This window comes from Streptomyces sp. URMC 127 (genome assembly GCF_051386535.1).
Classification (GTDB): Bacteria; Actinomycetota; Actinomycetes; order Streptomycetales; family Streptomycetaceae; genus Streptomyces.
This window is the reverse complement of record NZ_JBPQTW010000116.1, coordinates 1-22,048: the sequence shown is the minus strand read 5'-3', so window position 1 is coordinate 22,048 and position 22,048 is coordinate 1. Positions and strand designations below refer to the sequence as shown.

At 73.7% G+C, this 22,048-nt stretch carries 16 protein-coding genes and 2 pseudogenes; 10 read left to right on the top strand and 8 right to left on the bottom strand.

What is annotated here, in order from left to right; genetic code table 11:
- Both ACSNOH_RS21905 and ACSNOH_RS21900 read right to left on the bottom strand, forming a co-directional pair.
- A pseudogene (locus tag ACSNOH_RS21905) lies at nt 1-638 on the bottom strand (CinY protein); the annotation flags it as partial.
- Between the two features lie 164 nt (nt 639-802).
- Nucleotides 803-2,899 (bottom strand): SpoIIE family protein phosphatase, encoded by a 2,097-nt coding sequence (locus ACSNOH_RS21900; protein ID WP_436723113.1) that lies wholly within the window; start codon nt 2,897-2,899, stop codon nt 803-805.
- A 70-nt stretch (nt 2,900-2,969) separates the two neighbouring features.
- On the opposite strand from ACSNOH_RS21900, the gene ACSNOH_RS21895 reads away from it, so the two are divergent.
- Nucleotides 2,970-4,406, top strand: a complete 1,437-nt coding sequence (locus tag ACSNOH_RS21895; RefSeq protein WP_436723112.1) for a lipase maturation factor family protein — start codon at nt 2,970-2,972, stop codon at nt 4,404-4,406.
- A 203-nt stretch (nt 4,407-4,609) separates the two neighbouring features.
- Here the strand turns inward: ACSNOH_RS21895 and ACSNOH_RS21890 are convergent, their stop codons facing one another.
- Nucleotides 4,610-6,067: an FAD-dependent oxidoreductase gene (locus ACSNOH_RS21890; RefSeq protein ID WP_436723111.1), complete on the bottom strand. Its 1,458-nt coding sequence runs from the start codon at nt 6,065-6,067 to the stop codon at nt 4,610-4,612.
- Between the two features lie 127 nt (nt 6,068-6,194).
- On the opposite strand from ACSNOH_RS21890, the gene ACSNOH_RS21885 reads away from it, so the two are divergent.
- Complete coding sequence (locus ACSNOH_RS21885; RefSeq protein ID WP_436723115.1) at nt 6,195-7,229, top strand: PHP domain-containing protein; 1,035 nt, start codon at nt 6,195-6,197, stop codon at nt 7,227-7,229.
- A gap of 2 nt (nt 7,230-7,231) precedes the next feature.
- Nucleotides 7,232-8,206, top strand: coding sequence for a non-homologous end-joining DNA ligase (ligD, locus tag ACSNOH_RS21880; RefSeq protein ID WP_436723114.1), 975 nt, complete (start codon nt 7,232-7,234; stop codon nt 8,204-8,206).
- Nucleotides 8,207-8,244: 38 nt separating this feature from the next.
- Here ligD (ACSNOH_RS21880) and ligD (ACSNOH_RS21875) read toward each other — a convergent pair whose 3' ends face one another.
- On the bottom strand, nt 8,245-9,150 hold the full coding sequence (gene ligD / locus ACSNOH_RS21875; RefSeq protein ID WP_436723110.1) for a non-homologous end-joining DNA ligase: 906 nt from the start codon (nt 9,148-9,150) through the stop codon (nt 8,245-8,247).
- A gap of 41 nt (nt 9,151-9,191) precedes the next feature.
- Between ligD (ACSNOH_RS21875) and ACSNOH_RS21870 the strand changes: the two genes are divergently transcribed.
- A complete protein-coding gene (locus tag ACSNOH_RS21870; RefSeq protein ID WP_436723109.1) occupies nt 9,192-10,220 on the top strand; it encodes a Ku protein in 1,029 nt (342 codons plus the stop codon).
- 10 nt (nt 10,221-10,230) lie between these two features.
- Here the strand turns inward: ACSNOH_RS21870 and ACSNOH_RS21865 are convergent, their stop codons facing one another.
- Nucleotides 10,231-12,945 (bottom strand): ATP-binding protein, encoded by a 2,715-nt coding sequence (locus ACSNOH_RS21865; RefSeq protein WP_436723108.1) that lies wholly within the window; start codon nt 12,943-12,945, stop codon nt 10,231-10,233.
- Nucleotides 12,946-13,450: 505 nt separating this feature from the next.
- On the opposite strand from ACSNOH_RS21865, the gene ACSNOH_RS21860 reads away from it, so the two are divergent.
- Genes ACSNOH_RS21860 through ACSNOH_RS21840 form a run of 5 tightly spaced genes read left to right on the top strand, consistent with a single transcriptional unit; the run spans nt 13,451 to nt 17,797 of the window.
- Entirely contained in the window at nt 13,451-14,959 is a 1,509-nt protein-coding gene (locus ACSNOH_RS21860) for an ATP-binding protein (protein ID WP_436723107.1), read from the top strand.
- Between the two features lie 25 nt (nt 14,960-14,984).
- Entirely contained in the window at nt 14,985-15,371 is a 387-nt protein-coding gene (locus ACSNOH_RS21855; RefSeq protein WP_388631627.1) for a roadblock/LC7 domain-containing protein, read from the top strand.
- Nucleotides 15,368-15,733, top strand: coding sequence for a DUF742 domain-containing protein (locus tag ACSNOH_RS21850; protein ID WP_436723106.1), 366 nt, complete (start codon nt 15,368-15,370; stop codon nt 15,731-15,733). Before ACSNOH_RS21855 ends, ACSNOH_RS21850 begins: the two co-directional genes overlap by 4 nt.
- A complete protein-coding gene (locus ACSNOH_RS21845; RefSeq protein WP_436723105.1) occupies nt 15,714-16,352 on the top strand; it encodes a GTP-binding protein in 639 nt (212 codons plus the stop codon). The genes ACSNOH_RS21850 and ACSNOH_RS21845 overlap by 20 nt, the downstream gene beginning before the upstream one ends.
- Nucleotides 16,349-17,797 (top strand): cytochrome P450, encoded by a 1,449-nt coding sequence (locus tag ACSNOH_RS21840; protein WP_436723104.1) that lies wholly within the window; start codon nt 16,349-16,351, stop codon nt 17,795-17,797. Before ACSNOH_RS21845 ends, ACSNOH_RS21840 begins: the two co-directional genes overlap by 4 nt.
- Nucleotides 17,798-18,060: 263 nt before the next feature.
- Here ACSNOH_RS21840 and ACSNOH_RS21835 read toward each other — a convergent pair.
- Nucleotides 18,061-18,669, bottom strand: a pseudogene (locus ACSNOH_RS21835) (terpene synthase family protein); the annotation flags it as partial.
- A gap of 539 nt (nt 18,670-19,208) precedes the next feature.
- Between ACSNOH_RS21835 and lnt the strand changes: the two are divergent.
- Entirely contained in the window at nt 19,209-20,777 is a 1,569-nt protein-coding gene (gene lnt / locus ACSNOH_RS21830) for an apolipoprotein N-acyltransferase (protein ID WP_436723103.1), read from the top strand.
- Here the strand turns inward: lnt and ACSNOH_RS21825 are convergent.
- Nucleotides 20,749-21,654 carry a Gfo/Idh/MocA family protein gene (locus tag ACSNOH_RS21825; protein WP_436723102.1) on the bottom strand — a complete coding sequence of 302 codons (906 nt, stop codon included), beginning with the start codon at nt 21,652-21,654 and terminating at the stop codon, nt 20,749-20,751. The two genes, lnt and ACSNOH_RS21825, sit on opposite strands and share 29 nt — an antisense overlap.
- A partial coding sequence (locus ACSNOH_RS21820; protein WP_436723101.1) for an FAD-dependent monooxygenase occupies nt 21,651-22,048 on the bottom strand: 398 nt, incomplete at its 5' end. The genes ACSNOH_RS21820 and ACSNOH_RS21825, both read right to left, overlap by 4 nt.

Sequence of the window (22,048 nt, the reverse complement as noted above, 5' to 3'; positions counted from 1 at the left end):
GGGAGGTCCAGGCCGGGCGGGTTGTCCTTGCCGGTGGGGCGGCCGGGGTCGGCCTTGTCGGTCCAGTTGCTGTGCGAGTAGAAGTCCTGGACGCCGTGGAGCGCGCGGCCGAAGCCCTCGACGGCCTCGCACTTGTTGCGGCCGGCCACGCCGAGCGTGAAGGTGCAGCTCTTGGCGAGGTCCGTCTCCCGGGCGGCGACGGAGCCGTCGGCGCCCAGCACGCCGCCGGCCGCGGTGATCCCTTCGGCGAAGCGGGTCTGCAGGCGGGTGATGCAGGCGAGCAGCTCCCCGGTGGCCTGGGCGCGGGTGCGGGCGTAGCCGGGTGCGGCGAGGTGGTCGGCGTTGTCGCAGTGGGCGGCGGGGCTGAGGACCTCGTCGGTGTCGGGGGCGCCGACGGCACCGAAGGTGCCTCCCCGGCCGGCCACCTGGTCGAGCGAGCGGGGCTCGAAGCAGGTGCCGTCCGAGGGTGTGCCGGGCGGGCAGGCGAGCGCCGCGCGGGTGATGCGCTCGTGCTCGGCGTGCTGTCCGAGGGTGTTGACGGTGCCGAACGCGCGGGCGGGCGGTGCCTGCACGGCCGTCAGCAGCGGGGCGGCCAGGACGCTCGCGCCGAGGAAGACGAAGGGGGTGAGTTTCCGCATGCTTCCGGAACCCTTTTCGTGATCTTGGGAGGTGGAGCGCACAGTTGATCCGCTTCGGCGGGGAATGCACAACTCTGCGTGACTGGGGCAACGATCCGACGGCCCGTCAGCCTTTGTACCGTCAGGTGCCGTACGGGTCAGCCATGTCAGTCCCGTCAGTCCGTTCAGTCCGGTTCCGGCGAGGGGCGCTCGTGCCGCCCCGGCACGACGAACTCGCACCACACGGACTTGCCCGTCCCGCGCGACTCGACCCCCCAGACGTCGGCGAGCCGGTCGACCAGCAGCAGCCCGCGGCCCGAGACCCCCGACTCGCCCGGTTCGCGGCGCCGGGGCAGCGTGCTGGAGCGGTCCTCGACGTCGACGCGCACGCGCCGTTCGGGCCCGGTGAGGATGCGGATGGTCACGACGGCCGTGCTGTCGGTGTGGATCAGGGCGTTGGTCACCAGCTCGTCGGCGACCAGCTCGATCTCGTCGGACCGCTCGCGCGCGCCCCAGGCCCGTACCGCCGCCCGGATCATGTGGCGGGCCGCGGAGAGCGCCTCGGGGTCGGCCGGGGCGATGTGCTGCTGCAGCCGGCCGCCGCCCCGGGTGGCCGCGCCCTGGCGGCGCAGGAGCAGCACGGCCATGTCGTCCTCGCCCACGCGCTCCCCGATGGCGTCGCACAGCCGGTCGGCCAGCTGGTGGAGCTCGTAGGGGCCGTCGCGGACGAACGCGCACAGCCACTGCATGCCTTCGTCGAGGTCGGAGCCCGGCTGTTCGACGAGGCCGTCGGTGAACATCATCAGGGTCTCGCCGGGGTCGATCTCCACCGTGGTCACGGGGTAGTCGAGCCGGCCGAACTCGGCCGAGAGGCCCAGCGGCAGTCCTCCGGAGACGGGCAGGCGCCGGCACGTGCCGTCGGTGTGCCGCAGCAGCGGGTCGATGTGGCCGGCGCGGACCAGCTGGACGACGCCGGTGGACAGGTCGGCCTCGGCGTAGGCGCAGGTGGCGAAGCGGTCGGTGTCGAGCTCGTGGAGGAACGCGGAGGCGCGGGCCATGACGGTGGCCGGGGCGTGGCCCTCGGCGGCGTACGCGCGCAGGACGATCCGCAGCTGGCCCATGACGGCGGCGGCCTGGGTGTCGTGCCCCTGGACGTCGCCGATGACGGCGCCGACCCGGCCGCCGGGCAGCGGGATCACGTCGTACCAGTCGCCGCCGACGTCGCGGCCCATGCGGGCCGACCGGTAGCGGACGGCGATCTGCGCGCCGGGGATCTCGGGGATGCGGCGCGGCAGCATGGACTGCTGGAGGCCCTCGGCGAGGTCGTGCTCCTGGTCGTAGAGCATCGCGCGGGCGATGGCCTGCGAGAGGCTGCTGGAGAGGGCGATCAGCAGGTTGCGCTCCTGCTGCGTGAAGCCGCGGGTCTCGCGGTAGAGCAGCCCGATGGCGCCGACGGGGCGGGCCTGGGCGATGAGCGGCAGGTAGGCGGCGGAGAAGACGCCGACGTCCTTGATCCGCTCCCACAGCCAGGGGTAGGAGCGGGCGAACTCCTCGCGGGACTCGATGAAGCGCGGGGCCATCGTGCGGATGACCTCGCTCATGGGGAAGTTGTCGTCGATGCGGGTCCAGCGGGTGCCGGGGACGTAGTGCTCGCCGGGGCCCTCGGCGACCATGTGGATCCGGCCGCCCTCCACGATACCGAGGACGAGCAGGTCGGAGCCGAGGTGCGTGACGGCCCGGTCGTCGCGGAAGAAGTCGATGACGTCCTGGACGGTGCGGGCGTGGGCGAGGGCGGCGGTGAGGGTCTCCACGATGGTGGTGTGCGACAGCCGGTTCTCGTCGCGCCTGCCGACCGAGTGGCCGAGTTCCTCGGTGGCGTCGCGGACGATGCCGATGATGCGGTGCGGCCTGCCCTGCCCGTCGCGCCGGATCCGGCCCTGGGTGTAGGTCCAGCGGAGCGTGCCGTCGGGGGTGCGGATGCGGTAGTAGGCGCTGTAGGTCTCGCGGCCCTCCTTCAGGGCGCGGGTGACGTGGGCGTCGAGGTCGGCGGCGTCGGCGCCGAGCACCTTGCCCGCCAGCCCGGACAGGCGGCCGTTGAACTCCTCGGGCGTCAGGCCGAAGAGCTCCAGGGCGGAGGCGTCCATGTGGAGGACGCCGGTGTCGAGGTCCCAGTCGAAGCCGCCCATGCGGTTCAGGGCGAGGGTGAGCTCCGGGCGAGCGGGCCAGTCGTCCGGCACGGAACCTGCCGGTGCGGTGGCAGGCGTCGCTCCCCGATCAACCATAGAGCTACTCTGACACCTTTTGCCCGTTTCTTCGATGTGACTGCGCGCTCCGGAGTGGTACGCATACGCCATGGAATGGTTCACGGTCCCGGGGTACTGGCTGAGCCGGCTGGTGGTGCAGCGCGGGCTCGCGGGCCTCTACCTGGTGGCCTTCCTGGCGGCGGCCCTGCAGTTCCGCGCGCTGATCGGCGAGCGCGGCATGCTGCCGGTGCCCCGCTTCGTGCGGCACGTGCCCTTCGCCCGGGCTCCGGGGGTCTTCCAGCTGCACTACTCGGACCGGTTCTTCGCCGCGTGGGCGTGGACGGGCGCCGCGCTGGCGGCCGCGGTGGCGGCGGGCGCGGCGGACGCGGTGCCGCTGTGGGCGGCGGTCGTGATGTGGGCCGCCCTGTGGGCGATGTACCTCTCGATCGTCAACGTCGGCCAGACGTGGTACGGCTTCGGCTGGGAGTCGCTGCTGCTGGAGGCGGGTTTCCTCGCCGTGTTCCTGGGCAACGCGCGCACGGACCCGCCGGTCCTCGTGCTGTGGCTGATGCGCTGGCTCGTCTTCCGCGTCGAGTTCGGCGCGGGGCTGATCAAGATGCGCGGCGACCCCTGCTGGCGCGACCTGACCTGCCTGTACTACCACCACGAGACCCAGCCGATGCCCGGCCCGCTCAGCTGGTTCTTCCACCGTCTGCCGCGGCCGCTGCACCGGGTCGAGACGGGGGCCAACCACGTCGCGCAGCTCGTCGTGCCGCTCGCGCTGTTCACCCCGCAGCCCTTCGCGAGCCTGGCCGCCGCGGTGATCATCTGCACCCAGCTGTGGCTCGTCGTCTCCGGCAACTTCGCGTGGCTCAACTGGCTGACCATCATCATGGCCTTCGCCGCCGTCGACGGCGACGGCATGGCGGACGCCCTCGGCCTCGCCCGGCACGTCCCTGTGCCCGCTCCCCCGGGCTGGTACGAGGTCCTGGTCGTCGCCGCGACCGCGCTCGTGGCCGTGCTGAGCTGGTGGCCGGTGCGGAACATGCTCTCGCGGCAGCAGCGGATGAACATGTCCTTCAACGCGTTCCACCTGGTCAACACGTACGGGGCGTTCGGCAGCATCAACCGCAGGCGCTACGAGGTGGTGGTCGAGGGCACCGACGAGGAGCGCATCGGACCGGACACCGTGTGGAAGGAGTACGGCTTCAAGGGCAAGCCCGGCGACCCGCGGCGGCTGCCCCGCCAGTACGCCCCGTACCACCTGCGGCTCGACTGGATGATGTGGTTCGCCGGGATCTCCCCCGCGTACGCCGAGCCGTGGTTCGGCCCGTTCGTGGAACGGCTGCTCACGGGCGACCCGGACACGCTGCGGCTGCTGCGGCACAACCCCTTCCCCGGCGCGCCGCCGACGCACGTGCGGGCGCGGCTCTACCTGTACCGCTTCACGACGCGGGAGGAACGCCGGGCGACCGGCGCCTGGTGGCACCGGACGCTGCGCGGCGAGTTCCTGCCGGCGGTCGCGCTGCGTCCGGGCGGGGCGTGACCGTACGACTTCGGGCCCGGGACATTCCGCCGGACCCTCGCCGCGGTGGCTGATCGCCGTGGCGGCGGGCCCTGTGGACGACCGGGTCCGGGGGTCGCGCCCCGGACGTACCACCGCCGCGGCGGCGCGCAACCACGACGGTGGAGACCGGCGGTGCCGGACCGGGCCGCGCGCCGGCGGGCTCCGCCGCACGGCCGCACCGGTTACCGCGGCGTCAGGCCGCACACCGCGAGTTCCGCCGCCGTGATCGACGGCTCGTTGCGCACCTCGCGGCCCGGGCCGCGCAGCACCCCGAGCAGCACGGGCGGGCTGACCAGGGCCGACATCGGGGCGGAGAGCGTCATCACGTCGTAGAGCGACCGCATGACGACCGGGTTGACCACGGCGGTGCGCATCAGCCGCTGGACGTACCCGCGCAGCAGCCGGGCCGCAGCCGGGGGCCGCTCGCCGATCGTGCCGGGGTAGTTGATGTCCTCGCCGGTGGCGAGGTCCCACGGGCTGCTCGCCGCGCGGCCGACCGCGCGCTGGATGCGCCGGGCCACACCGGGCGAGTCCGCGCCGTGCCCGGCCAGGATGCGGTGGATCGCGGTCGCGCTGTGGGCGGCCACGGACATGCCCTGGCCGTAGACGGGATTGAAGGTCGCGACGGCGTCCCCGACGACGGCGAAGCCCTCCGGCCAGGCGGGCAGGCGCTCGAAGTACCGCCGGCGGTTGACGGTGCTGCGGGTGAGGTGGACGTCGGTGAGCGGCTCCAGGCCCGCGATCAGGTCGGCGATCAGCGGATGGCGCAGGCTGCGCACGAACGGCTCGAACTCCCCGGCCTCCCTGGACGGTTCCCCGCCGCGCGTGCCGCAGGCCGTGAGCAGCCAGCGGCCGCCCTCGACGGGGAGCATCGTCGCGCCCTGCCCCGGCATGGCGCTGTGCGGGTCCGCCTGGACGCTGACGACGGGGAAGCGCTCGCTGCCCGGCGGCGCCCGGAAGACCCGGGTCACGTAGACCATGCCGCTGTCGACGGTCTCCTCGTGGGCAGGATGCAGCCCGAGCTCGCTGAGGCGGCGCGCGGCCTGGGAGCCGCGCCCGGAGGCGTCGATCACCAGGTCCGCCTCCAGCGCCTCCGCGGAGTGGCTGCCGGCCGTGCGGACCTTCACGCCGGTGACCCGCCGGGCGTCGCCGAGCAGGGCGAGCGCGTCGGTCTCCTGCCGGAGCACGACCCCGGGCAGGGCGAGGACCCGCTCGCGGACGACCAGGTCGAGCAGGTCGCGGGTGCAGGCCATCAGGAACTGCGTGCTGGGCCAGCGCGGGTACCAGCCCTGCGGGCCCAGGGCGACGAGCCCGGTGCCCAGCGGGATCCGCCGGGCGCCCGCGCTCACCCACCCCTCGATGGCGCCGGGCAGCAGGGCCTCCACGGCCCGCGCGCCGCCCGACATCATCAGGTGGGCGTGACGCGCCTGCGGCAGGCCCTTGCGCGGCTCGAGCCCCTCGGGCAGCCGGTCCCGCTCCACGATCACGACCTCGCCGACGTGCCGGGCCGCCGCGGCCGCGGCCAGCAGCCCGGCCATGCCCGCGCCGAGGACCACGGCACGGCCCACTCCTCGGGAGGCGCCGGAGGAACCGGCGGAAGGGATCTGGGCGGGCAGGGGAACGGAGGAGGGCACTCTCATGCCTCGGACCTTCCCCACCCCGTCCCCCGCCTACTCGCGGGTTCACCCGCGCGTGCCCGCCCCGCGGCATGCGCGCCCGCCGCGGATCGCGCACCGTAGGACGAGAGGCGAGGAGGCGGTGGTGGCGATGGACCCGGTACGGGCGCTGGACCGGATCGCCTTCCTGCTGGAGCGCGCGGGCGCGCCCACGTACCGCGTGAAGGCCTTCCGCACGGCCTCGGACGTGGTCGCCGGGCTGCCCGGCGAGGAGCTGCGGCGGCGGGCGGCCGCCGGCACGCTGACCGCCGAGAAGGGCATCGGCCCGAAGACCGCGGGCGTCGTGGCCGAGGCCCTGGCCGGGCGCGTGCCCGGCTACCTGGCCCGGCTGGAGGAGGAGGCGCAGGAGCCGCTGGCGGAGGGCGGCGAGGCACTGCGCGCGGCCCTGCGCGGCGACTGCCACCTGCACTCGGACTGGTCCGACGGGGGCAGCCCGATCGAGGCCATGGCCCGCGCGGCGCGGGAGCTCGGCCACGAGTGGGCGGTGCTCACCGACCACTCCCCCAGGCTGACGATCGCCCGCGGGCTGACGGCCGAGCGGCTGCGCGCCCAGCTCGCCGTCGTGGCGGAGGTGAACGAGCGCCTCGGTGACGGCTTCCGGCTGCTGCGCGGCATCGAGTGCGACATCCTCGACGACGGCTCCCTCGACCAGGAGCCGGGCCTGCTCGGCGAGCTCGACATCGTCGTCGCGTCGGTGCACTCCAAGCTGCGCATGGACGCGAGCGCCATGACGAAGCGCCTGGTCGGCGCCGTCGCCAACCCCCTCGTGGACGTGCTCGGGCACTGCACGGGGCGGATCGTGGCCGGGCGCGGACGGCCGGAGTCGTCGTTCGACGCGGCGATGGTCTTCGCCGCGTGCGCCCGCTTCGGCACCGCCGTGGAGATCAACTCCCGGCCCGACCGGCTCGACCCCCCGCGGCGGCTGATCCGGCAGGCCCTGGACGCGGGCGTGCTCTTCTCCGTCGACAGCGACGCGCACGCCCCGGGCCAGCTCGACTGGCAGATCCACGGCTGCGCGCGGGCCGAGGAGTGCGGGGTGCCCGCCGAGCGGATCATCACGACGTGGACGGCGCCCCGGCTGCTGGAGTGGGCGCGCGGGAAGGGACCGGCGGAGAGGGGCGGCTGACGATGGCCGGGGCCGCCGGGCACGCCCCGGCCGCGCCGCCCGCGATCCGGCCGATGCTGGCGACCACCGGGCCGCTGCCGGCCGCGGGCGAGGAGGCGGCCTGGGCGTTCGAGGTCAAGTGGGACGGGATCCGCCTGGTGGTGGCCGTCCGCGGCGACGGCACCGTACGGCCGGTCACCCGGGCCGGCAACGACGCCGCCGTCACCTATCCCGAGCTGCGGGAGCTGGGCGGGCAGCTGCGCGGCCGGCCCGCGGTCCTCGACGGCGAGGTCGTCGTCCTCGACACGGCCGGGCGGCCGGACTTCGGCCTGCTGCAGCGCCGCATGGGCGTCACCGACGCGCGCCGCGCGGCCCGGCTCGCGGCGGAGTACCCCGCCCGGCTCATGCTCTTCGACGTCATGCACCTCGGTGACCGCTCCCTGCTGCGCCTGCCCTACACCGAGCGGCGGGCCGTCCTGGACGGGCTGGGCCTCACCGGCCCGGCCTGGTCGGTGCCCGCGTACGTGGCGGGCCACGCGCAGCAGGCCTGGGAGGCGACGCTGGCGGGCGGGTTCGAGGGCGTGGTGGCGAAGCGGCTCTCGTCCGTCTACACCCCCGGCGTCCGGTCACCCGACTGGCGCAAGACCAAGCACGTCGTGACGATCGACGTGGTCATCGGGGGCTGGGCGGAGGGCCGCGGCGCGCTGTCCGGGCTGCCGGGCGCGGTCCTCGCGGGCGTGGAGGAGCCGGGCGGGCTGCGGTACGCGGGGTCGGTGGGGTCGGGGCTGTCGGAGCGCGAGCGCCAGGAGCTCGCCCGCTACCTGTCGGTGATCCCCCGCGCGGACCCGCCGTTCTCGGGGCCCGTCGACGTGCCGGGCGCGCACTGGGTCGAGCCCCGGCTCGTCGCCGAGGTCGTCTTCTCCGGCTGGACGGCCTCGGGCCGCCTGCGCCACCCCGTCTGGCACCGGCTGCGGCCCGACCTCACCCGGCTCGGCTGAGGCGGGCCGGGGGCGGAGTCCGGGGCCGGGGGCGCGCGTCACGGCAGGTGCGCGCGGGTGGCGTCGCCGGTGAGCGGGGCCAGCAGGTCGCCGTACGCCTCGGTCCGGTCCAGCACCTGCTCGGGGGTGAAGGCGAGGTCGGCCGGGTCCCGGCAGGCGGCGACCTCGTCCCAGGTGACGGGGGCCGCGACGCCGGGGCTGCCCTCCCGCAGCCGCACGGTGTACGGGGCGGCCGTGGTCTTGGCGCTCGCGTTCTGCGACCAGTCGATGAGCACCTTCCCCCGGCGCTCGACGCGCGCCATGGACACGACGACGAGCCCCGGGTGCTCGCCCATCATGCGGGCCGCCAGCGCCTTGGCGTAGCCGCCCGCCGCCCGGCCGGTCACCGGGTGCACCGGCACGTACAGGTGCAGGCCCTTGGAGCCGGAGACGACGGCATGGGCGGTCAGGCCGTCGTCGTCCAGGAGCTGGCGCAGCCGCTGGGCGACCCGGCAGCAGACGACGAGGTCGGTGCCGGGGCCGGGGTCCAGGTCGAGGACGAGCCGGTCGTGGCCGTCGGGGCCCGCGGCCACCGTCCACTGCGGGACGTGCACCTCGTACGCACCGAGGTTGGCCAGCGCGACCAGGGCGGCCATGGTGTCGATCACGACCTGCTCGGTGACGCCCTCGCGGTGCTCGACCGGCGCCACGGGCACCCACCGGGGCACCCCTCCGGGCGGGTTCTTGGCGATCCAGCTCTGCCCGCCCGGGCCCTCCGGGGCGCGGACGAAGGAGGCGGGGCGGCCGGCCGTGTGCGCCACCATCACGGGGGCGATCCGCGCGTAGTAGTGCAGCACCTGCGCCTTGGTGTGACCGGAGGCGGGGAACAGCACCCGGTCGAGGTGGGTCAGGGCCAGCCGGTGGCCCTCGATCTCCACCGCCTGCCGCTCCGGAGAGACGGACATAAGGTAGGAATTCCCCGTGGAGGGATAAAACTATGCGGACCATGTGGAAAGGTGCGATCGGTTTCGGACTGGTGTCCGTACCGGTGAGGCTCTACGCCGCCGTGCAGGAACACGGCCTCAGACTGCACCAGGTCCACGACGCCGACGGCGGCCGGATCCACCTCAAGCGCGTCTGCGAGGCCTGCGGCGAGCAGGTCGACTACGAGCACATCGCCAAGGGCTACCAGGACGACGAGGGGCACACAGCCGTCGTCACCCAGGACGAGCTGGCCGGACTGCCGCTGCCCAGCAAGAAGCTCATCGACGTGCTCGCCTTCGTCGACGCCGGCAGGATCGACCCCCTGCAGCTGTCCAGCGGCTACTACCTGGCGCCCGAGAGCGCGGCGGCCAGTAAGCCGTACGTCCTGCTCCGGGAGACCCTCAAGCAGACCGAGCGCGTGGCCGTCACCAAGATCGCACTGCGCACCCGGGAGTCCCTGGCGCTGCTGCGCGTCCACGGCGACCTGCTGACGCTGCACACCATGTACTGGCCGGACGAGATCCGCGACGCGGGCGAGCTGGCCCCGCCCTCCTCGGTCACGGTGCGGCCGCAGGAGCTGAAGATGGCCACGAGCCTGATGGACACCCTCTCCGAGGAGTTCGACTTCGAGGAGCTGGAGGACGAGTACGAGATCGCCCTGGGCGAACTGATCAGCGCCCACCTGTCCGACCGGCCGGTCCCCAGGAAGGAGACCGCGCCCGCGCCGGACAACGTCATCGACCTGATGGCCGCCCTGCAGGCCTCCATCGACAGCGCGGCGCGCAAGCCGGGAGAGGAGGAGAGGCCGGGAAGGGCAGCCAAGAAGGCCGCCGCTCCGGCGAAACCGGCCCGCGGCACCGCCAAGACCTCCGCCGCGGCCCAGAAGCGCACGTCCGCCAAGAAGACGGCGGCGGCCTCCGCCGGCTCCACGGGCAGGAAGGCCACCGCCAAGACCGCCACGGCCAAGGCGAGCTCGGCCAAGACCGGCACGGCCAAGACCGCCAAGAAGACGGCGGCGACCAGGAAGTCCGGCCGCCGCGCCGCCTCGTGACGGGCCGGGATCAGCGCACGGCGTCCCCCGCCGGCTCGGCCACCTCGCGGACCGCCGAGGCCAGGGCCGTCCGGGCGGTCTCCACGAGCCCGTCCGCCGCGCACTTCCGGGCCGTCTCCAGCCCCTCGCGCAGCCGGTCGGCCGCCTCGGGCAGCTTCCCCGCCCGCAGCAGCGCCGTGCCGTGGGCGACCAGGGCCTCCGCCAGCTCGTACATGCACGGCGAGCGGCGCAGGTGCACCACGGCCTTCTCCAGCTTCACCAGGGCCTCGTCCGGCTCGGCGACGAGGGCCGCCCGGCGCAGGGCGTCGCCGACGGCCGTGTCCGTGCCGAACACCGCGGCGTGCCGGACCGCCTTTCCGGCGAGCGTACGGGCCCGCTCCGGGTCCTCGTCGGCCACGGCGGCGGCGAGGTCGAGCGCCCACGGCGCCCAGATGGTGTTGTGGCGGCCGCGCTCCTCCAGCCTGCGCCCGGCGGCCTCCAGCTCCGCGATCGCCTCCTTCCTGTGGCCGCGGGCGAGCAGCAGCCGCCCGGCCAGGCACGCGGCGTCGGGCAGCACGATCGCGGGCGTGTAGGGCGGGCGGAAGCCGTTCTCCTCGGCGAAGGCCTGGGCCTCGTCGACCCGGCCACGGGCCAGCAGGGTGTCGATCAGCAGGCACGCGCCGTCCCAGTGGATCGGCAGGCCGGGGCCGAGGCGCTTGCCCAGCCGCAGCCCCTCGCGCAGCATCTCCTCGGCCTGGTCAAGCTGGCCGCGGCGGCGGTAGACCAGGCCCAGGAAGTCGTGCGCGAAGGCGAGGTGACCACCGCTCCAGCCGGAGATCTCGAAGGCCGTCACGGCTTCCTTGAAGAGCTCCTCGGCGTGGTCGAGCCGGTCGGCGTAGGCGAAGGTGATGCCGATGATGCTGGGGACCTCGAAGCCCCACTCGGTGTTGGTCCAGCCCATGCCGTCGGCGAGCCGGCCGTCCACGAGGGCGCGCTCCATGTACTCGACGACCTGCACGGCGTCCTCACCGCGGATCATGCCGTCGAAGCCGCGGAGCGCGAGCAGGGTCCGCTCGGTGTTGTCCCGGCCGGAGAGGCGCTCGGCGAGCTCCGCGATGCGGCGCGAGCGGCCCAGGGAGTCGTGCTCCTCCACCTGGATGCCCTGCCACAGGTAGTGCGCGGCCTGCAGGCGCATCCGCCCGGGGCCGGGCGGGGTGCGCTCGGCCTGCTCCCTGACGACTTCGGCGGCCTCGCGCAGCTGGCTGTTGTGGGCGTAGGCCTGGGAGAGCCGGTAGGTGGCGTCGACGCGCAGCTCTTCGGTGAGGTGCGGCAGGGACAGCGCCGTCCTGAGGTGGTTGACGGTGGTCGGCGGCGAGGTGAGCAGCGCGGAGCAGCCCAGCTCGTAGAGGACCGCGGCCCGCTCCTCCTCCGGCGGCGGCTCCTGCAGGGCGCGCTCCAGACAGCGGCGGGCCGCGTCCGGCGCGCCGACCGCGAGGTGTTCGCGGGCGGCGACGCGCAGCTGCTCGACCAGCTCGGAGTCGTGGTCGGGGTGGACCTCCAGCAGGTGGCGCGAGGCCGCGGCCGCGCCCAGGCCCGCCTCGGTGACGGACCAGGCCGCCTGCCCGTGCATGGCGGTGCGGGTGGCGGGCGGGATCGAGGCGTAGATGGCGGTCGCGATCAGCGGGTGGACGAACTCCAGGTCGATGGCGCCGGTGAGGATACGGGCGTGCCGCAGCTTGTCCGCGCACTCGGCGGCCTGGGCCGGGCCCATGCCCGCGAGGTTGGCGGCGAGCGAGGGCTGGATCTCGGTGCCGAGGACGGCCGCGGCCCAGGCGAAGCGGGTGACGGCGGTGCCGAGCCGCTCCAGGCGGGCCACCAGGCCGCTGCCGCGGGAGGCGGCGCCGAGGTCGCGCAGCAGGGGCGCCGACTCCTCGACCGGTTTGAGGCCCCGGTCCTTCGACTTGGCGATCAACTCGACGGTGTCGTACGGATTTCCGCCGGTGACGGCCCAGACCTCGCGGGAGAAGGGGGCGTCGGACTGCTCCGAGAAGGATTCGCACACCAGCCGGCTGACCGCCTCCGGCGTGAGCGCGCGGAGCTCGACGGGGCGGGCGCCGCGGCCGGTGACGAGGTCGCGGAAGACCGGGGCACTGTCCGGCAGTTCGTCGGGCCGGTAGGCGATGACGGCGAGCAGGGGCGCCTCGCGCAGCCGCGCGGCGAAGTACCCGAGCCAGGTGAGGGACTCGGCGTCGGCCCAGTGGGCGTCGTCGACGATCAGCACCACCGGATCCCGGCCGGTGGCGAGTTGGGTCACGAGCCAGTCGATGCCGTCGCGGACGCCCTGCGGGTCCTGCGGGCCGATCGGCGGGACGATGCCCAGCGCCGGACCGGCGATGTCGTACCAGCCGGCGAGCAGCTCCTTGCGGCAGGTCTCGGAGATCGGCGCGAGCACCGGCTGGAACAGCTGGCGGACGACGTGGAAGGGGACGGCCTGCGTGGACTCGCTGCCGCGGGCGAAGAGGACGGTGCACTTGCCCTCCTCCAGGGCGATCCTGCGCGTCTCGGCGAGCAACGCCGTTTTGCCCAGGCCCGCTTCGCCGCTGTAGAGCAGCAGGCCGCCGAGCCGGGGCCGCCCTTCGGTCGCAGTTCCGCACAGCCTTTGCACCGCTTTCTCGGCGGCTTGCAGCTCGAGCTTCCGCTCGAACAGGGCGGCGGATGCGTTCTGTTCACGCTGATGCCCTGACATGGCGTTGTCTCCCCGGAAGATGTGGTGGGGCGAGCCTAGCCCCGTCCGTGAGGCCAGGGGCAGGGTTCGGCAGACGGACCACCCGGGAGCGTGACCTCGCCCCGGGCGCCCCCGGAGCCCGCCGCGCACCACGCGACACCCCGGGGAGCGGTCCGGGAACGGCCCGGCGGGCCCGCCCTCCGCATTACCGAACACACATTCATACGCTTCGTAAGCCCATTCGGAATTCGGAGCGTGAGGCCATTATGAAGCCTTTCGAATTCCCGCGTCAGGCCGATCTGCGAATATGACAACTTCGCGCCGGAGCCCCGCGCGACCGGCTACGCTCCATGTCGCGCAGCGGGTCGTGGTGATTGCTTCACGGCGCGCACAAGTGCTGCGCCCGCGCCGTTCCCCCGCTGCGGACAGCCGGGGAACGCCCCGGTCCGGGCCCCGCCGGCGGACAAGGCCGGCAGCGGGCCCCGGACGCCTGGAAAAGCCCTCTTAAAGAGTTCCGAGGATCCCGATGGTTGGTACCGGCTCGTCAGTTCAACGGCGGCCCGTCTCCGCACTGATATGGCTGATCTCCCCCCTGGTCCTGGCCGTGTGCACGGGAACGGCGATCCTCGCCGCGACTCCCGACGCCCGCGTGCCCGTGGCCTGGTGCGGGGCGTCCGCCACGGTCGCGGTGGCGCTGGCCAGCTCCGAGGCCGCACGGCGGGGCCGCGTCATCGGTGCGCTGCGCCGCCGCTGCGCCGAGCAGGAGGCGGGCCTGCGCTACCAGCTCGACCAGCACGAGGCGGAGACCCGCCGGCTGGCCAAGGAGCTGCTGCCCCGGGCCATCCACCTGCTGCAGCGCGGCGCCCCCACCGAGGTCGTGCTCCGCCACACCCTCCCCGTGCACGACCTCGAACCCGGCTACGCGGCCGCCCACCGGTCCGTGCTGAAGTCCGTGATCGAGGCCGTGCAGGCGGAGGAGGGGCTGCGCGACTCCGCGCAGCGCGCCTTCGTCAACATCGCCCGCCGCATGCAGGCCATCGTCCACCAGCAGGCCTACGACATCCGGGAGATGGAGCACAAGCACGGCAACGATCCGGACGTCTTCGGCGATCTCCTCCACCTGGACCACGGCAACGCCCTGACCGGCCGGCTCGCCGACAGCATCGCCGTCCTGGGCGGCTCCCGCCCCGGCCGCCAGTGGAAGAACGAGATCCCCCTCTACAACGTGCTGCGCGGCGCCATGTCGCGGATCCTGGAGTACCGCCGCGTCGACCTCCACTCGGTGGCCGACGTCGCCGTGGTCGGGCCCGCCGTCGAGCCCGTCATCCACGCCCTGGCCGAGCTGCTGGACAACGCCACCCGCTACTCGCCGCCGCAGACCCGGGTGCACCTGACCGCCGTGGACATCCAGTCCGGCATCGCGGTGGAGATCGAGGACGCCGGCGTCGGGCTGACCGACGAGGCGCGGCGCCGCACCGACCGCGTGCTCTCCCGCGAGGGCGACCTCGACCTCGACGACCTGGGCGAGGCGCCGCGCCTCGGCCTCGCGGTCGTCAGCCGCCTCGCCCGCTCGTACAACTTCCTGGTGTCGCTGCGGCCTTCGGCCTACGGCGGGGTCCGGGCCGTGCTCGTCATCCCCATGGATCTGATCACCGCCAGCAAGCACCCCGGCGGCGACATCGCCCGCGCGGCCAAGCTGCCGCCCATCAAGTCCAAGCGCCGCCCGGGCCAGAAGATCCCGCCGCCCGCTCCGCAGACGCCCCCGCCGATGATGGAGCACCCCATCCCGCCGCCGCTCGGCGACAGCGGGCTGCCGCAGCGGCGGCGCCGCCGCGGCCCCGCGCCGCTGCCGTTCGGCCGGGGCGCGGCGGCCGAGCGGCGCGAGCGGCCGCCGGCCCCGCCCGCCGCGCCGGAAGAGGCCCCCAAGCAGCCCGGGATGTGGCTGGCCGCCTTCAACCGCGGCATCAACGGGGAGCCCCAGGAGCCGGACGCCGGCCGGGCGCACAGTGATATCCCGTCGGACAAGGAAGAGTAGCCAAGTGACGCAGCCGCGGTTCAACATGGACTGGATGCTCAAGGACCTGGCAACCAGTGTTCCGCAGACCCGCCACGTGATCGTGCTGTCCTCGGACGGCCTGCGCATGGCTCAGCACGGCACCGACCCGGACGCCGCCGACCGCCTCGCCGCCGCCTGTGCCGGGCTGCAGAGCCTCTCGACGGCGATCGCCGGCGAGTTCCCGCACGGGGACGGGCAGATGCGCCTGGTCGTGATCGAGGTCGACGGCGGGTTCTTCTATCTGATGGCCGCCGGGGCCGGGGCCTTCCTGGCGGTGCTCGCCGACGACGACGTGGACGCCGAGCTGATGGGCATGCGGATGCGGGACCTGGTCGCCCGCATCGGTTCGCACCTCACCAGCCCGCCGCGGGTCGGCGGGCCGGTGACATGAGCGCGGAGGGATCCGGCTCCCCGACGGCGCCCGGCAGCCCCGACCGGCTGTACATCCTCACCGGAGGCCAGGCCCGCGCGGAGCGGAAGACGGAGCTCGACCTGGTGACGCTGATCGTGTCCCGGTCGGAGGCCGACCCCGGGCTGCAGCCCGAGCACGCCGCCATCGTCAGGATGTGTGCCTACCCGCTCTCCGTCGCCGAGATATCGGCCTATCTGGAGCTGCCGGTCAGCACGCTGACCCTGCTGCTCACGGAGCTGGTGGCGGGTCGGCACGTGGAGGCCCGCCCGCCGGTCCCGGCGGCGGCGCTGCCCGACGTACAACTTCTGGAGGCGGTGATGAATGGACTACAGAAGCTCTGACTCACCGGGGTTGGAGACCTATGCGGGGCCGCGCAGCGAGGACGTGCTGCCGGCCTCGGCCACCGCGGCCGTCAAGGTGGTCATCGTCGGCGGGTTCGGGGTCGGCAAGACGACCCTGGTGGGCTCCGTCAGCGAGATCCGGCCGCTGACCACCGAGGAGACGATGACCCAGGCCGGTGTCGGCGTGGACGACGTCGCCGGGATCGAGCACAAGACCGAGACGACCGTGGCCATGGACTTCGGCCGGATCAGCATCAACGAGCAGCTGGTGCTGTATCTGTTCGGCACGCCCGGCCAGGAGCGCTTCTGGTTCCTGTGGAACGGCCTGTTCGAGGGCGCCCTCGGTGCGGTCGTCCTCCTCGACACCCGCCGGATGGACGTCAGCTACGACGTCATCGGGCGCCTGGAGGAGAAGGGAGTGCCGTTCGTCGTCGGCGTCAACCGCTTCCCCCAGGCCCCCAGATATCCGATGGAGCAGCTCCGCGCGGCCATGGACCTCGACGAGTCGGTGCCCATGGTCGACTGCGACGCCCGCGACCGCGCGTCCTGCCGCGACACGCTGCTCACCCTCATGCGCTACCTCTACACGCTCACCACCGCTTCCACGGAGCACCTGTGACCCTCCCTTCCGAACGCCCCCGCACCACCTCCCCGGCCGGGCCTCCCCCGCAGTGCCCGGCGCACTCCACCGGTCCCGGGGGCATCACCCGGCTCTACGGCCCGGAGGCCGAGGCCGACCCGATGGGGCTGTACGAGCGGCTGCGCCAGAAGCACGGGCAGGTGGCGCCCGTCCTGCTGCACGACGACGTCCCGGCCTGGCTCGTCCTCGGCTACCGCGAGAACCTCGACGTGGCGCGCACCCCCTCGCGCTTCTCGCGCGACTCGCGGCGGTGGATCGAGGCGCGCGAGGGCCGGGTGGCCCCGACCCACCCGCTGGCGCCGATCACCACCTGGCAGCCGATCTGCGTCTTCGCCGACGGGCGGGAGCACGAGCGCTGGCGCGGTGCCGTCAACGACAGCATCGCCCGCTTCGACAAGCGCGGCATCCGCCGCCACGTCACGCAGTTCTCGAACCAGCTCGTGGACCGCTTCTGCTCCTCGGGCCGGGCCGACCTGGTGCACGAGTTCGCCGAGCAGCTGCCGATGATGGCGATGACGCAGCTGCTGGGCATGCCGGAGGCGTACAGCCCCCAGCTGGTCAACGCCGCCCGGGACATGATCAAGGGCACCGAGACGGCGATCGCGAGCAACGAGTTCGTCCAGGAGACGCTGCGCAAGCTGGTGGCGCGCAAGCGTGTCGAGCCGGGCGCCGACTTCACCAGCTGGCTGCTGGAGCACCCGGCCGGGCTCTCGGACGACGAGGTGCAGCAGCACCTGCGGCTGGTGCTGATCGCGGCCTTCGAGACCACGGCGAACCTCATCGCGAACACCCTGAAGATGGTGCTCACCGACCACCGTTTCCAGGCCTCCCTGGCCGGCGGGCACATGACGCTGCCGGATGCGGTCGAGCAGGTCCTGTGGGACGAGCCGCCGTTCATCACGATCCTGGGCCGCTGGGCGACGCAGGACACGGAGCTGGCGGGTCAGCAGATCAAGGAGGGGGACGCGCTCGTCCTGGGGCTGGCGGCCGCCAACATGGACACGGTGATCCGCCCCGACCCCGACGTGCCCGTCCACGGCAACCGCTCGCACCTGGCGTTCAGCGGGGGCCAGCACGAGTGCCCGGGGCAGGACGTGGGCCGGGCCATCGCGGGCGAGGGCATCGACGCCCTGCTGCTGCGGCTGCCCGACCTCACCCTCGCGGTCGACGAGTCGGAGCTGGACTACCGCTCCACCCTGATGTCGCGTCACCTGACGGCACTTCCGGTGCGGTTCGCGGCGCGGGCGCCGCTGCCTCCGGAGGAGACGGTGGTGCCCGCGCCGGAGCCGCCCGCCCCGGCTCAGCCGGAGCGGGCCGAGCAGCCGGCCATCCCGGCGCCTCCGGTGCGCGCCGGATCCGCGGAGGCTCCCGCGTCGCGGGGCTCGTGGTGGCGGTCGCTGCGCCGGCTGCTGGGGCGGCGGTAGCCACCGCCGTCGAGCTGGTCCCACCACCAGGCGATGGCGGGGACGGGCAGCGGCTCGGGACTGTCGTCCGACGGGAGGGGTTTCCACCACTCCACGCCGGCGGCGGTCCCGTAGGGGTCCTGGTAGCGGGCGCAGCCCTCGGCCCAGTCCAGGTGCCCCCGGATGAAGTGCCCCAGCGCCACGAGGTAGCAGCGCAGTTCCACGCCTGCGCTCGGCCAGGTCTGCTCGCGCAGGCGCAGGAAGAGCGTCATGACGCGGTCGCGCATCGCCACGGCCTCTTCCTGGGCGCGGGCGGGCTCCCACCCGCGCTCCTGGGCGAGGACGTCGATCAGGTTGAGGTCGTCACCGGCACGCTGGATCTCCTTGTTCCGTGAGTAGAAGTCGTTGTCCCAGGCGACGAGCGTCCAGGCCATCTCGGTCAGGGCCCGGACCTCGGGCCGGTCCAGATCGCGGTCGTCGAGCTCATAGCCTCCGGCGATGTCCATCAGGGCCGTGGAGGGCGCCATGCCGATGGCGCGCATCCACATCGCGGCGTAGTCGTTCAGGGACGGCAGGGCCCGGTCACGGCGGCAGGCGGCCTCCCACACCAGGCCGGTCAGATAGGTGCGCATGCCCTCGGTCCAGCGGCGCAGCTGCCCCGGTGTCGCGTGGCCGGCCAGCTCCAGGCGGACGGTCCGCAGGGCCGCGGCGTGGGGCGAGTCATCCGGCCACTCGGGCAGCGGTGCTTCCAGGACGCGCATGATGCGGGAGGTCGCGTGCGCCAAGCCGTGGGCGGTGGCGGTCGACTCGTCGCACAGGGCGTCGTCCAGGGAGAACAGCACGGCGTGGAGCTTGGCGACGACGGCGAGCGCGGCGGACCGGCCGTAGGGCATGGTCCGGGCCGTGAGCCCGCCGAAGTCGCACCGTGCGAGGCGCTGTCGCTGGTGGGCGGAGGTATCGAGGTGCTGCTGGAGCATCCAGTCGACCGAGGTGCGGTCGATCTCCCGGACGCACGGGTGCACCGCCGGCGGTATCGGGCAGTAGAAGGGCACGATCTCCAAGGGCTGTACTGATATGCGATCTCGCACGCCCGTCACGGCGCCTCCCCAGGCCGGCTCGCAGCGTTCCTGTCCGCTTTTGCGCGGTACCTGCCCAGGGTGGACCGGGGATAACCCGCAGCGCATATCCGCTCACACCTTTCCAGCGCCGGACACAAGGCTCACTTCGGATCGTTTCTGATCGGATCCAGCCAAAGGAGCTTTTCCGATGAGTGACGACGGTGGAATATTGCACCCCGATGTCGGAGTTTTTTCTCCATGATCCTCCGGCGTTCGAAAACATAAGGGTTGGCCGGATCCCGCTCATACGTCCGCGCGGACGAATGATCGACGATCTCCGCCACCGGGAACGTTCGGGCCCAGGGAGGCACGCCATGACCACGCAAGCGCCGGTCGGCCCGTACGGCCGGCTGCTCGCCCGGCCCTGGCCGCGGGCGGCCGCGGCGGTGGCGGCGGGGGCGCTGCCCGCGCTCGCGTTTCCCGCACCTTCCCTGTGGTGGCTGGCTTACGTGGCCCTGGTGCCCTGGCTGTCCCTCATCCGTACGGCGCCCGGAGCGCGGCGGGCGGCGCTCGACGGGTGGCTGGGCGGCGGCGGGTTCCTGCTCGCGGTGCACCACTGGCTGCTGCCGAGCCTGCACGTCTTCATCCTGGTGCTGGCAGCACTGCTGGGGCTGCTGTGGGCGCCGTGGGGCGTGCTGGTCCAGCGACTGCTGGGCGGTTCCCCGGGGCCCGCGCGGGCCGCCGCGGCCCTCGTCGCCGTCCCTTCCGGCTGGTTGATGGTCGAACTTGCCCGTTCCTGGGAGTATTTGGGCGGTCCGTGGGGGCTGTTCGGGGCGAGCCAGTGGCAGGTGGCGCCGACCCTGAAGCTCGCTTCTGTGGGCGGGATCTGGCTGGTTAGTTTCCTCCTCGTGGCCCTCAACACCGGCATTTCCACGGTCATTTGGGCTTCTCGCGCGCGTATCACCGGACTAGTCGGCCTGGTGGCGTGTGCGGTGGGCGTCGCCGGGGTGTGGGTGTGGGCGCCTTCTCCGCGCCCCTCGGGCACCGTCCGGATCGCGCTCGTGCAGCCGGGCGTCGTCGACGGGACGGGCAGCGTCCAGCGCCGGTTCGACCGACAGGAGGAGCTCACCCGGGGGCTGGCCGGGCAGCGGGTGGACCTCGTCGTGTGGGGCGAGAGCGGCGTCGGCGGCGACCTCACCGAGCGCCGGGAGCTGCGGGACCGGCTCGCGGCGCTGTCCCGCACGGTGGGCGCGGACCTGCTGGTCAACGTGGACGCGCGCCGCTCGGACCGGCCCGGCATCTTCAAGAGCTCCGTGCTCGTCGGCCCCGGCGGGCCGACCGGGGACCGCTACGACAAGATGCGGCTCGTGCCCTTCGGGGAGTACGTGCCGGCGCGCTCGCTGCTGGGCTGGGCCACCTCCGTCGGCAAGGCGGCCGCCGAGGACCGTAAGCGCGGCGACCGCCAGGTGGTGATGCATGTGCCGCCGTCGGCCTCCGCGCCGGAGGGCCTGCGGATCGGCCCCCTGGTCTGCTTCGAGTCGGCCTTCCCGGACATGAGCCGGCAGCTGGCGCACGACGGGGCGCAGGTCATCATCGCGCAGTCCTCCACCTCCACGTTCCAGGAGAGCTGGGCCCCTCGGCAGCACGCCTCGCTCGCCGCGCTGCGGGCCGCCGAGACGTGGCGTCCGGTGGTGCACGCGACGCTGACCGGGGTGAGCACGGTGGCGGACCCGCGGGGCCGGGCGGTCGGTCCGCCGCTCGGCACCGGCCGCAGCACGGCCGTCGTGCGCGACGTGCCGCTGGCGGGCGGCACGAGCCCCTATGTGCGGTACGGCGACTGGGTGGTCCTGCTGTCCCTGGCGATCGTGGTGTGCGCGTGCGCCGCCGCGGGCCTCCGAGCGATCCGACGGCGGGTCAGGAAGCCTGGTCCAGCACGTCCCTGACGATGCGTTCGCACAGATCGTGGGTGCGCAGGGCATCCTCGGCGTCGAGGTGCTTGCCCGCCCGTACGGCGTCGAGGAAGGCGAGGACGGCCTGCTCGATGCCGCGCTGGCGGGCGACGGGCACCCAGTCGCCGCGGCGGCGGATGCTGGGCTGCCCCTTGTGGTCGATCACCTCGGCGAGGTTCACCACCTGCCGCTTGGTGTCCTGCCCGGAGACCTCCAGGACCTCCTCGGCGGAGCCGCTCATCCGGTTCATGGTGCCGATGGCGGTGAAGCCGTCGCCGGACAGCTGGAGCACGACGTGGTGCAGGAGGCCGTCGCGGACCCGTGCCCGGACGTCCACGTGGTCGACGGTCCCGGGAACGAGGAAGCGGAGGGTGTCGACGACGTGGATGAAGTCGTCCAGGACCAGCGTGCGCGGGTCCTCGGGGAGCCCGATGCGGTTCTTCTGCATCAGGATCAGGTCGCGCGGGTGGTCGAGGCACTGGGTGTAGCAGGGCGCGTGGCGGCGGTTGAAGCCGACCGTCAGGCTCACGCCCCGCTCCCGGGCGAGCGCGACGAGGCGCTCGCTCTCGGCGAGGTCGTAGGCCAGGGGCTTGTCGACGTAGACCGGAACGCCCGCTTCGAGGAGCCGGGTGACGAGCTCGGGGTGGGCCGCCGTCGCCGCGTGGACGAAGGCCGCGTCGAGGCCCGCCGCGAGCAGCGAGTCCAGCTCGGTGTGGCGCTGCGCGTCCGGGATGCGGTGGGTGTCCGCGACGCGCCGGACGGTGGCGGCGGTGCGGGTGTGGAGGTGGAGTTCGATCCCGGGCTGTGCGGCGAGCACCGGAAGGTACGCCTTCTGTGCGATGTCCCCGAGCCCGATGCAGCCGACCTTCACAGCGCCTCCCTGGTGCGTTCCTGTGTTCGGGAAGCATACGACCGCACGGGAGGGTGCCAGTCCGCTATGCCGTCGTGACTGCGGAGGACGACGCGGGGGCCGAACAGGTTGGCTGCGGTCATGGCGGCGGTGCGCAGGGCCACGGCGGGCGGTGCGGAGAGGGAGACCAGCCGGGCGACGCGGGCGGAGCGGCGGACGACCGCCGTGGTCCGCGGCAGGCGCTGGGCGGTGTAGGCGGGCAGGGCGCGGCCGAGGTCGCCGGCCCCTCCGGCGAGGAGGAGGCCGAGGACGGCGCCGTCCTCGATGGCCTGGCAGCCGCCCTGACCGAGGTTGGGGGCCATGGGGTGGGCGGCGTCGCCGAGCAGGACGACCCGTCCGCTGTGGTGGGCGGGCA

Coding starts and splice junctions, on each gene's coding strand:
- ACSNOH_RS21900 (WP_436723113.1), bottom strand. CDS start 2,899: ATGGTTGATCGGGGAGCGACGCCTGCCACCGCACCGGCAGGTTCCGTG.
- ACSNOH_RS21895 (WP_436723112.1), top strand. CDS start 2,970: ATGGAATGGTTCACGGTCCCGGGGTACTGGCTGAGCCGGCTGGTGGTG.
- ACSNOH_RS21890 (WP_436723111.1), bottom strand. CDS start 6,067: ATGAGAGTGCCCTCCTCCGTTCCCCTGCCCGCCCAGATCCCTTCCGCC.
- ACSNOH_RS21885 (WP_436723115.1), top strand. CDS start 6,195: ATGGACCCGGTACGGGCGCTGGACCGGATCGCCTTCCTGCTGGAGCGC.
- ligD (WP_436723114.1), top strand. CDS start 7,232: ATGGCCGGGGCCGCCGGGCACGCCCCGGCCGCGCCGCCCGCGATCCGG.
- ligD (WP_436723110.1), bottom strand. CDS start 9,150: ATGTCCGTCTCTCCGGAGCGGCAGGCGGTGGAGATCGAGGGCCACCGG.
- ACSNOH_RS21870 (WP_436723109.1), top strand. CDS start 9,192: ATGTGGAAAGGTGCGATCGGTTTCGGACTGGTGTCCGTACCGGTGAGG.
- ACSNOH_RS21865 (WP_436723108.1), bottom strand. CDS start 12,945: ATGTCAGGGCATCAGCGTGAACAGAACGCATCCGCCGCCCTGTTCGAG.
- ACSNOH_RS21860 (WP_436723107.1), top strand. CDS start 13,451: ATGGTTGGTACCGGCTCGTCAGTTCAACGGCGGCCCGTCTCCGCACTG.
- ACSNOH_RS21855 (WP_388631627.1), top strand. CDS start 14,985: ATGGACTGGATGCTCAAGGACCTGGCAACCAGTGTTCCGCAGACCCGC.
- ACSNOH_RS21850 (WP_436723106.1), top strand. CDS start 15,368: ATGAGCGCGGAGGGATCCGGCTCCCCGACGGCGCCCGGCAGCCCCGAC.
- ACSNOH_RS21845 (WP_436723105.1), top strand. CDS start 15,714: ATGGACTACAGAAGCTCTGACTCACCGGGGTTGGAGACCTATGCGGGG.
- lnt (WP_436723103.1), top strand. CDS start 19,209: ATGACCACGCAAGCGCCGGTCGGCCCGTACGGCCGGCTGCTCGCCCGG.